This window comes from Bacillus cereus group sp. Sample62, from assembly GCF_036851315.1.
In the GTDB taxonomy this organism is placed as follows: Bacteria; Bacillota; Bacilli; order Bacillales; family Bacillaceae_G; genus Bacillus_A; species Bacillus_A wiedmannii.
In genome coordinates this window covers 1-10,270 of record NZ_JAFLPK010000004.1, presented here as the reverse complement: position 1 = coordinate 10,270, position 10,270 = coordinate 1, and the positions used below count along the sequence as shown (strand labels likewise).

Sequence of the window (10,270 nt, the reverse complement as noted above, 5' to 3'; positions counted from 1 at the left end):
CTTTGTTTTTTTGTTAATGAATTCGTTTTTATTCTTCCTCTAATGCAATTTCTATCTGTTCAATTCGAAATGCCACAGATGGGTGGGTCGCTTCTAAACGCGCCCAGATTCCTTTAGGAGAACCTTCGGTTCCTTCTATTTTTTCTAGAAATGACAACAAACCTGCTCCCATTCCTAATTCAACCGCATAAGCATCCGCTCGGAATTCTTCTTTTCTTCCAACAACTCGAAACGATAAATCAGCAACTCGATGTAAAACCACTTGCATAGCTTTTAATACAACCGCTGCAAGAGCCGCTAATACAGCCACAATCGGCACACGATTCGATAAAACAGATAAAATCGTTGCCATAGCTACTAATATCCATATAGCCACTGTACCCGCTGTATTCAACGTATGCGCCATGACAGAACGCTTACTATCCCCATACTTCAAATGACCAAGTTCATGAGCAAGAATCCCTGCAAGCTCTTCCTCATTCGCTGTTTTTAATAATCCTTTAGTCACACAAACTGTCTTACTACCAAATGCATACGCATTTGGGAATGGTTCATCTGCTACACATAAAACCAAATCTTGTATACCTGCTCTTTGACATAAATCATCTAAAATTGGTTTGATTTGTTCTACTTCTCGTTTCGTCGCTTGTCTCATGCCATTCATATAACGATACAATTTTTCTGCATGTTCGGTTGTGCTTAATACAGTAAACCCACCAATAATAATCGCTGAAATAAATGCGGCTAAAATATTAGAATTTATATATAAAGCTAAAAGCATATATATAATAATCCAATTCACAAAAGCTGTTAAAATTAACACGTAATTAATCCTCCCATTTTACCATTCTCACCTTAATTTTTTTCCTTACTAGTTTATCACCTTGCTTTATTTTCACCAAGGCTTCCCCAGTCTGTAATGCTTTAATTTCGTCTGGATGGAACACAAAGTTTTTCACATTTCGCATACTTCCCAAACCTGTTACACCCTGAGCCATATCTACCTGATAAGTAAAATCTAAACTATCAGCTGTACCAATTGCCTTTGCCAATTCTTCTGCATCACTTGGATCATTCTGTGTCTGAACAATTAAAGTATTACAGTTTTGCATAATTTGTTTTCGAAGATGCTCACTCACTGTCTCTATATCCGCTAAAGATTGAAAAGCAAGCAATGCCTCAAATCCTGCCCCACGAGATTTATTAATCACATCAATAACTTGCTGCGTAACAAGTACATTAAATTCATCAATAGCAACTGTCACATGTTCACCTTCTCTTTGTTTCATATGACTACTCACATTCGTTTTCAAATCATTTACAATCATTTTTCCAAGTTGTCGAGCGCCTTCCGGATATCGCAAACTATCCAACGTAAAAATAACCATTCCTCTTTCTTCTAACACTTGATGTAATGCAATTGTATTTCCCTCTTCTTCCTGGAACAAATGTCGAAAATCTCCTTCAGCCAAAATAGAAACACGACTGGCCAAACCTTCAATTGCCTTTTTATCAATCCGCTTAATTTTTGGAATCAAAGTAAAAACTTCATCACGTTTAAAAATGCTCTCAGAAGGCTCAGATTTGCTTAAATCAACTTTTTCATTATCAAACAACACTAAACCATCTGTATCACTTAAATTGCTAACAGCAACCTTTTTAGACGCTTCTTCATTTACTTCTATTTCTGATTGGCTTGTAATTAATCCAATTAAAGCATCAGCATCACAATATTGTGAAACACTTGTTAACGTCGCTTTCACATTCCTAGCTTCAAAAACACGGAATAAATATTGTAAAAATTCCTGAGAAGATAACTTATAATGTTCTTCAGACCAATCAGACAACGTTAAAATTTTATCTGTTAATTCTGTTGGAGTTCCTACAGCTAAAGGATTATAGTGCATCCCAACTCCATCTGTATTGAAATGATAAAAAGGACGTTTATGCTTTTCAGCAAACTTCCGAATTTCTTCCGCAAGTTTCATATCTCCTTTTGCATCAATAAAAATCCCTGCTTGCTTCTTTAAAATTGCGTATTCCAAAAATGTTTTAATCGTTATCGTTTTACCCGAACCAGTTGTTCCAACTAATCCAATATGCTTCTTTAAAACATCTGGTGTTAACGTGATTTCTTGACCGCCAGTCATAGTTCTTCCTAAACGCACACCTTTTGGAATTTCCCCACGATCCATTTCTTTCTGATAATTTTTTTCTTGCTGTTTCTCTTTTAAATTCACAATAACCTTATTGGCCAAACTATTTTCTTGTTTCTCTCGCTCTAAAGAGGGACTATTTTGTACAGTTGATTCATCTACTCTAGTTGCCCATTTAAACACATTTTCAATAGCAACCACTAATCCCGCTGTTTTAACACCATTCACCAAAAACGCTAACAGCGTATTATGCTCTGGAAAAATAGCGAATACCAAACGTTTCAGTTCTATTGGCAATACTTGAAAATAACTTTCTACAAATGAAATCACAAATGACAAAATACTAGATGCTAACAATGTCTGAAAATCATTTAACACCCATAAAATCGAAAATCCAAATGCAATCCAAAATACAATTCGTTTCTCTAATTTTCCTACCTGTGCTAATGCACCTATCTTTTTAAAAAGAATTGCAATCAAATACCCACTTGTAAAACATATAACTGCTGCAAAACGAATCCATTCTAATGAATTTCGATTTTCTTCATACTGATTAGTTGCCATATTTATATTCCTCTCTTTAAAAGTTAACCTTAAACAAACTAGTTAACTAAAGTTAACCTAAATTAAAATTTCATAATTTGAAATCTATCTGATACAACTGTTTGATTCATTTCTTCTCGTAATACTTTTGCAATACTTTCCTTTTCTACTACATAAATCACACTAACATACTGCCCTTTTGCAATTCGTTCCGCATAATCGCTTATAATCTGCTTCACTCTTGTTCGATTCTTTAATGACAACTCTAGTTCTACTGCATACTTCTTTTCATTCACAATCAATATCCCATCTGCCACTCTCATAGCTAATGCTTTAAACTTATCTTTTTCACTTGCCTTTTTAACTAATCTCGATTTAATTTGTCTTGCTGTTATCCAACTCGATCCCTCATATTTTTTTAACAACTTTACCGATAAATCCACTAATTTCTTATCATGCACAAAATTATTCACACTCGGCTTTTTCCCTGCTGCCATTTCACTCTCACATAATTCCACACCATCTTTCGTTACCCAATACACATTCCCATAATCATATAAAATCCTCTCTCTCTTCAATACTCCCTGTTCTACCAACTCTTTTAATCTCCTATACACAACTGTCTTTCCCAAACCAAAAAACTCTTGTACCTGTTCTGCTAATACAAACCCATGCAAATTTACCCACTCTACTATCTCTACATCTCTCTTCGTAATTGCCATATTTCCCTCTCCTAATCTTCTATCCTTCTATACATCCACTCTTCTAATCTCTTACCTTTACCACCTATTATTTTACCATATTCTTACCATCGTCCTCCATATCTATTTCCATATTTACTATTCTTCTATTCTTTCTTTCTATTTTATACTTACTCTTTTCTCTTTCTCTCTTATTCTACTACTCTATTTCTCTTACTCAATTCTCATATTCCCGGCCCCTCTCCTTCTAACCTACTGACCATTCACATGTAGATGTAGTATGTGAGTGGTCAGTAGGTTAGAAGCGATAGCGAAGAAAAGAAGGAGAGGGGCCGGGAATCAGCTGTATACAGCGTCTAAATTCAACTTCGGTCTACATGCAAACTATGGAAAATGGATATGGAACTATATATCACTATTTATTCCATATATTTTTTCATATGTCTTTGTAAATAGCCGCGCCATGGCGCGGCTATTTGTTAAACAAACGTTTGATTAAATCGGGTGTTTGTTTCTTTTATAATTTTTCGATCTTTGTATTTTTGTTTTTAAAAGTTTTATTAGTTTTTATTTTTTATCGTTTTGAAATCTATTATTTAAACAGGAACGCCCCTTGTAGTTTCCCATGCTTTGCGGTAAGAGCTGGCGCACTGGCTAAGAATCACAAGGTGGAGGCTCGGTGTAAAGGGCGTAGCGTAGCGAAGTGTATTTTACCCTTTACACTGAGAATCCTTGTGATAGCCTAATACGGCTAGCCAGTTCGATAGCGAAGCACGGAAACTACAAAAAGGGGCAATCCTTCGGATTTTTATCAAAATATAGCGTGAAAACATAACGTATCTTATTCTCAAAAAATAGCAAAATAAATCGAGCGAAAGAGCCTATATATATAAGAGTAAGAGGGAAAAAAAAAAAAGTCAGTAGTACCAAGGGTTTGAGAGGGGGGGAGTGTGCCATTTTTGGCACACTAGTGTGCTATTTTTGGCACGGACAAGTGTTCGTATTTCAGATAAAAAAAAGAAACGCAAGTACGTTTCTAAAAAAAATAAATAGGTAAATTATGTACTTCTTTTGAATCATTAGTTACTTTGAAATTCTTCAATACACCTTTAAAAATATTTTTAGTTACTCTATCAATAGAACTTTTTCTCCCTGTACAAATAATATTAGGATTCATTAACCAAGTACGTTTTGTACAAATCCGTCCAGTTTCATCACGAAAACCACTTTCAGCACATGCAAGAATTCCTTTTTCTTTTAACGATTTCATAATAGAACTCACCCTGGCTCTTTCTCTCCCAAGTTCTTTTGCCAAATATTGAATTGATGCACTGTTAATGTTTTCTTTATCTGATTCATTAGAATCCTTTTCAATTAAAACATTAGTTCCAACCTCTAAATAACAAGAAACCTCAAAAAGAAAGACCTTCTCAGTATTAGTTAAATACTTAATTTTAACTAAAAATCTAATATTCTCATGAATCAATTGTGAAAATTCAACTTTAGCAAATGGATCTCGTTTACGTCCTACATAATACTCAGCACCCGTAAGATTTTGTAATGTTTCAAGAGCCTGTCCTAATCCTTGTTCTTGCTCTTTTGTATAATGATTTTCATGTTTCTTACGTTCAATTTCTAAATCACGTATCCTTGCATTTTTCTCAACTTCTGAAAAATCCGTTATTTTTTTCATAATTAACTCTCCACTTCTAGTTTTTACAACTAGCGAAGAGACTTTTATTTTGTTATTATATATATAGAATATTTTCTATAAGTCTAATACTCTAATAATCTTTTATAAAGGTACAAAAAAAGCCCCTTCACTATGATTTGGTCTAGTCAACTCAATTATAGCATGAATGGCTTTTTTTGTTGTATCTTATCTGACTTTTTACATTTCCAAAAACAAATATATACAATTCCAACCAAAATTGATATCCTAAAAATGTCAATAAGACAAATATCCTATTTACACCCATTAACAAAAACCCCTTATATATTAAGGGGTTTTTGTCATCTCTATAAAATAAAAACTAAAATAAACATAATATTCAAAATTATATATATCAACTTATTTAAAAGTTAATCTAATGTAATACCATGATAACAATGTAATACCATGATAACATGGTGAAAACAAGATATAGATAATTTTGGAAAAGGGGAAGATTCTATGAATGTTCAATTAGAAAATGAACAAATAACAAAATTATTAAATGACTGGTATCAATCTATGCTAAAACAACAATTAGTTAAAGCAAAACAATTAAAAGAATATATAGACGGTGAAATTAACAATGTCAAAGAAAATCAAAATTTACTCTTATACTATTCTTTATTAGATTTTAGATACAAAGCATTAACAGATTGGATAAGTATTAACGAAAACAGTTTTGATGAAATGGATAATTTCACAACTCCAGCAGATGACTTCCTAGCTTATTATTATCACTTCTTTAAAGCATTCCATTCTACTTTAACATCCAATTACACTGAAGCAAGTGAACACTATGAAAAAGCAAAAGAACTATTAATACACATTCCTGATCCAATAGAACATGCTGAATTTAATTATCGAATGGGATATTTTTATTATCAAATCTATAAACAAGTAATAGCTCTTGATTATATAAAATTAGCTAAAGAAGAATTTACAAAACATGAAGGTTATGAAATAAATGTAGCACTATGTGATAACTTTATAGGCCTATGTTGTATTGACTTAAAACATTTCGAATTAGCTGAGGAATCATTTAATAAAGCCCTAGACACATTCCAAAAAAACAATCATAAAAACTCCATCCTTATGGTAAGACATAATTTAGCCTGGTTATATTCAAAACAAAATTTATCTAAGCTGGCAATTCGTCATGTATCTGAAGTAACAAAAAACAATCCAAATCATTTCAAAGCATTTTTCGTAGAAGCATTTGAATACTATAAAATAAATGACCATAATTACGCTGAACAACTAATTGAAAAAGGATTAAAACTTAGTAACCACTTTAACAATCAAGAATTCCAACATCGCTTTAAAATCTTAAAAGCACTTAATAATAAAGTTCCTACATTAACTTTAGAAACATCAATTTCAGAAGGTATTACTTACTTTAAAAAAGAAAAACTATGGGAATGCGTAAAAGAATATGCTGATATCTTAGCCCTAAAATTTTATAAAGAAAATAACCATAACAAAGCAAGTCAATATTTTTACATGAGCAATACAGCTCAAAAAAATGAATTAGAAAAAGGAGCGTTAAAATAATGAAAAAAATTTATCTAACTATACTTGGAATATCTTTAATTAGTATCCTATCGTTAGGATTAAACGACTCTTTTAAAAATCAAGCTGTAAATATAGGAGACGGTGGAGGTGCACCAGCAAGACCAGATTATTTTTTACAAACACACACTGACTTATAAGAAAAAAACACCTTCATTCTTGAAGGTGTTTTTTTATAATCTGATTTTCAAATAAATAAAAAACGGAATATATCAAAGTTCTCTAAGCTAACATTATATTCCAATTATTAGAAAAAAATTAAAAATTTTCAATTATTGGTCTATTATGGAGGCGAGGAGAAATTATACTTATAAGGGAGCTGTATTAATTTGAAAAAAATTTTCGGATTAGCTTTTGTCGCAATTATATTAGCCTTTGGAGTTTTTCAACCATACTCACTAAATTTAGAAAAAGTTTTTGCACAAGATAATACTAGTAACAATATTAATAATAATACCAACGGGAAAAAGAACGATTGTGTACCTTGTAAAAAACCAGAAAACCTTTCTTCTACAAATGAAACAAATAAATTTGCTGACGAACAAATTTTGGACAAAATAAAAAAACAATTAACTGATCTTAAACAAAACAAATTAAGTATTTACTCCACAGCAGATTTTGAATGGAAAGAAGCTGTTAAAGTCGATTATAAAGAAACTAAAACATCGGCTATCATAATCCCTTCAAAAGAAAACCCTAAATCTAATGATACAAAACAATATCTAACTGTAGGATTTAATGAATCTGAAAGTAAATTTGCTGACCCTACATTTTTAGAATTGAAAACACCAAATAATGGTGATACGATTCTTTTAACAGTAAAAACATTAGATGGTGAAAATGTCGGAACTCTAGACCTAAATTCAAAAGATGGAAAACTTAATCAGATGAAATTATTCACTGATGGAAAAAGTGAATCAATCTTAAAAGAAAACAATGCTAAAGCAGGTTACTGGGAAGATGTTCAACGTTGTATCAAAAACAACTGGAAAACTATGCCTCAATGGGCTAAATGGGCTTGCGAAGGCGCATGTGGCGGATGTTTGTTTGCTAGTCCATATGCATGTGGCGGTTGTCTTGGATGTCTAGCTGGTTACGCAATTGGTTGCGCTGCTAGTCAAATATAAAAAGAAGGATGTGATTCCTCAAATGGAAATGTCTAAAGGAATACTGTTTTATAGACTAACATTGATTATTGCTTGTTTTGCAGTAGTTGCCTTCACATATCCATCTGAATTTGCTAAATTCGCATTAATCGCAGGTGTTGTTGGTATTTTCATTACACTAGATAAAATAATAGCAAGAGATAACAAAAAAAGAGTCTATCTCCTCGTATCATTACTCTTTATAATCGGATTTGCTATAACCTTCTACTACACATTCTTATAAAAATACTTCACTATTAGCGATACTTCAAAAGAAAAAGAATCCTCTGATTTTTAGAGGATTCTTTTTCTAATTTAATCTTTAAAATTTATAACCAAAAATAAAAAAGGGAGCAACTAATCATGCAAACATTTCACCTATTATTTATTATTGGAATGGCTTTAATAGCTATTTTTTCAGCTATAAGATATTTCAAAAACACCCCTAAAAAACCTAACTCAACAAAAATTACAATTTTTGTATTAATCATCTTTATCTCTATATCTGCAATAACTTTCTTTATACTTAATCCTTGAAAAAAAACAAAAAATATAAGCTGATCAGCTTATATTTTTTGTTTTCTCTACTTTAAATGCCCTCCTTTTCTTTCCCCCCACTTCGCAACCGGACTGGCTTGCCCGGATAGGCTAACACAGGCGGTCTCCATATAAAGGGTTCGGCTACGCCCGTTCCGCTATGCTACACGCCCTTTACATCGAGCCTCCAACCTGTGTTTCCTATGCCAGTGCGCCACTCCGTACTGCGAAGACTAGGGGCAAAGGTCGGGCGTGAAAATCCTTTTATTTCAGTGTTCTGAATGTATACTTTCCTTACGGAAATCTCTGTTTTTCTAAAATCCTCTTAAAATCCCATAAAATCAATAGTTTGAAAGTAAACTAATATTCAAAAGTTTACTTTCAAAATAATAACTTTGATTTTGCTAGTTACAGTATTTATGTAATTTAATTTGTGTAAGTACACTTATAAGTATGCTTACAAGTGTACTTACACAGAATAAACCTTCTTTCTATTCACACTTTTTCCACACTAAAACCAAATAATCCATCTTTCACCTTTACTATATGAGCACCTGACCAAAAATTACGTACTTTAAAATAATACCAATCTCCATTTTTCTTTAAATACTCTTTAACCTCATAATCCTTTTTTATAAGATATTCTTTAATATCATCCTCTTTACTACCAAACATACGAATTCCCCCTTATAAAAAAATGACACTGATCCTATGAAACAACAAATAAAAAAGTGCAAAACCTATGTACAGATTTCGCACCAAAAACATATAAAAAATACAATCACTAGAAACATAGGAGAGTGTTTCACTGCTTATTGTAACCCATATCTTTACATTTTTGTGTTCAAATTTGAAAATATATAAAGATTCATCCCTTTATTTTTGAATTTTCTTTCTATTTATGTTACACTAATCTATGAAAAGACACAACTCCTTACGGCTGCCATATGCTGATTAATTGCACACCAAAAAAAAACAATTCCCGTGTAATGGAATTGTTTTTTTTGGTGCAATTCAGTCAAACAGCAACTTGAACCCACATTTTCAAATGTAGTCTTATCAATCTTAACATAATTTCAATTATTACATAAACACAAAAAATCTCTTCATATGCACACATGTAAAGAGATTTTTCAAATGGATGAAACCCTTAAATTAGTTAGTGATGGACACTTATTATATCACAAATTTCTTTTTATATTCCCCTTATATAAATTACATCATTACAATCCAAATTCATTAAAACTTAAAGTTTTAATTGGATAAGTGATACAGATATACGAACTATTTTTATCTGTATCACTTATATCCACCAAAAAGTCATCTTTTGCATTCTCCTGTTCTGTGTAAAGGAAGAGAAGCTACTTTCTAAAACTATGCCCTTATTATAAAACTTGAGTATATCCCATTAAAAAAAATAAACAAAGTATAAAAGGATCTTCGTTTTTTTTAAACAAAGATCCCTGTACGACATATATCCTTACCAACAACCATTTTAATTATATTTACGATTATTTATATTATGTCACTTTTTATAAACAAGGTCCTCTACAATGGATAATTTGACAATCATAATTATTTTTTAAAGGAATCCATGTATCTGTTCGATTAAAATTATAATTCATTCATTTCCCCATTCCCTTCTTCAAAATATCAAAAAACAAGAGTACTTTACAAAAAAGTTGATGTGGAGTTAAGGCGTTGTATACCTTACCTTATGTTCATCATATAAATGTGTATATAACTAAATAAGCCTTTTTTTATTTTTGGGCGAATAAAAAAACAAGAGACGCCTGTTTAAAACAGGCGTCTCTTAATAAAAGGACTAAGATATCAATCTCCTACCTTAATCATACTATACACTTCATTACCACTATTCATTCTAAAAAAACAAAGCGATCATCG

At 31.8% G+C, this 10,270-nt stretch carries 9 protein-coding genes; 4 read left to right on the top strand and 5 right to left on the bottom strand.

Going from position 1 to position 10,270, the window contains the following annotated elements; genetic code table 11:
- Window positions 1–28: 28 nt before the first annotated feature.
- The 4 genes from J0835_RS29080 to J0835_RS29065 all read right to left on the bottom strand — a co-directional run bounded on the left by J0835_RS29080 (window position 29) and on the right by J0835_RS29065 (window position 5,093).
- Complete coding sequence (locus tag J0835_RS29080) at window positions 29–823, bottom strand: zinc metalloprotease HtpX (protein WP_062822581.1); 795 nt, start codon at window positions 821–823, stop codon at window positions 29–31.
- A 4-nt stretch (window positions 824–827) separates the two neighbouring features.
- Window positions 828–2,720, bottom strand: coding sequence for a type IV secretory system conjugative DNA transfer family protein (locus J0835_RS29075; RefSeq protein WP_062822580.1), 1,893 nt, complete (start codon window positions 2,718–2,720; stop codon window positions 828–830).
- Between the two features lie 62 nt (window positions 2,721–2,782).
- Window positions 2,783–3,421, bottom strand: a complete 639-nt coding sequence (locus J0835_RS29070; RefSeq protein ID WP_062822579.1) for a replication-relaxation family protein — start codon at window positions 3,419–3,421, stop codon at window positions 2,783–2,785.
- A gap of 1,015 nt (window positions 3,422–4,436) precedes the next feature.
- Window positions 4,437–5,093 carry a hypothetical protein gene (locus J0835_RS29065; protein ID WP_062822578.1) on the bottom strand — a complete coding sequence of 219 codons (657 nt, stop codon included), beginning with the start codon at window positions 5,091–5,093 and terminating at the stop codon, window positions 4,437–4,439.
- A gap of 480 nt (window positions 5,094–5,573) precedes the next feature.
- Here J0835_RS29065 and J0835_RS29060 point away from each other — a divergent pair, with 480 nt between their 5' ends.
- The 4 genes from J0835_RS29060 to J0835_RS29045 all read left to right on the top strand — a co-directional run bounded on the left by J0835_RS29060 (window position 5,574) and on the right by J0835_RS29045 (window position 8,072).
- Complete coding sequence (locus J0835_RS29060) at window positions 5,574–6,665, top strand: response regulator aspartate phosphatase (protein ID WP_062822577.1); 1,092 nt, start codon at window positions 5,574–5,576, stop codon at window positions 6,663–6,665.
- Window positions 6,665–6,823 carry a Phr family secreted Rap phosphatase inhibitor gene (locus tag J0835_RS29055; RefSeq protein ID WP_001996449.1) on the top strand — a complete coding sequence of 53 codons (159 nt, stop codon included), beginning with the start codon at window positions 6,665–6,667 and terminating at the stop codon, window positions 6,821–6,823. The genes J0835_RS29060 and J0835_RS29055 overlap by 1 nt, the downstream gene beginning before the upstream one ends.
- 189 nt (window positions 6,824–7,012) lie before the next feature.
- Entirely contained in the window at window positions 7,013–7,810 is a 798-nt protein-coding gene (locus J0835_RS29050; RefSeq protein ID WP_062822583.1) for a hypothetical protein, read from the top strand.
- A gap of 22 nt (window positions 7,811–7,832) precedes the next feature.
- Window positions 7,833–8,072, top strand: coding sequence for a hypothetical protein (locus J0835_RS29045; RefSeq protein WP_001996437.1), 240 nt, complete (start codon window positions 7,833–7,835; stop codon window positions 8,070–8,072).
- Between the two features lie 788 nt (window positions 8,073–8,860).
- Here J0835_RS29045 and J0835_RS29040 read toward each other — a convergent pair.
- Window positions 8,861–9,040: a hypothetical protein gene (locus J0835_RS29040; protein WP_062822582.1), complete on the bottom strand. Its 180-nt coding sequence runs from the start codon at window positions 9,038–9,040 to the stop codon at window positions 8,861–8,863.
- Window positions 9,041–10,270: the final 1,230 nt, after the last annotated feature.

What these genes read in the sequence shown, in the direction of transcription:
- J0835_RS29075 (WP_062822580.1), bottom strand. Translation starts at nt 2,720, where the DNA reads ATGGCAACTAATCAGTATGAAGAAAATCGAAATTCATTAGAATGGATT.
- J0835_RS29070 (WP_062822579.1), bottom strand. Translation starts at nt 3,421, where the DNA reads ATGGCAATTACGAAGAGAGATGTAGAGATAGTAGAGTGGGTAAATTTG.
- J0835_RS29065 (WP_062822578.1), bottom strand. Translation starts at nt 5,093, where the DNA reads ATGAAAAAAATAACGGATTTTTCAGAAGTTGAGAAAAATGCAAGGATA.
- J0835_RS29060 (WP_062822577.1), top strand. Translation starts at nt 5,574, where the DNA reads ATGAATGTTCAATTAGAAAATGAACAAATAACAAAATTATTAAATGAC.
- J0835_RS29055 (WP_001996449.1), top strand. Translation starts at nt 6,665, where the DNA reads ATGAAAAAAATTTATCTAACTATACTTGGAATATCTTTAATTAGTATC.
- J0835_RS29045 (WP_001996437.1), top strand. Translation starts at nt 7,833, where the DNA reads ATGGAAATGTCTAAAGGAATACTGTTTTATAGACTAACATTGATTATT.
- J0835_RS29040 (WP_062822582.1), bottom strand. Translation starts at nt 9,040, where the DNA reads ATGTTTGGTAGTAAAGAGGATGATATTAAAGAATATCTTATAAAAAAG.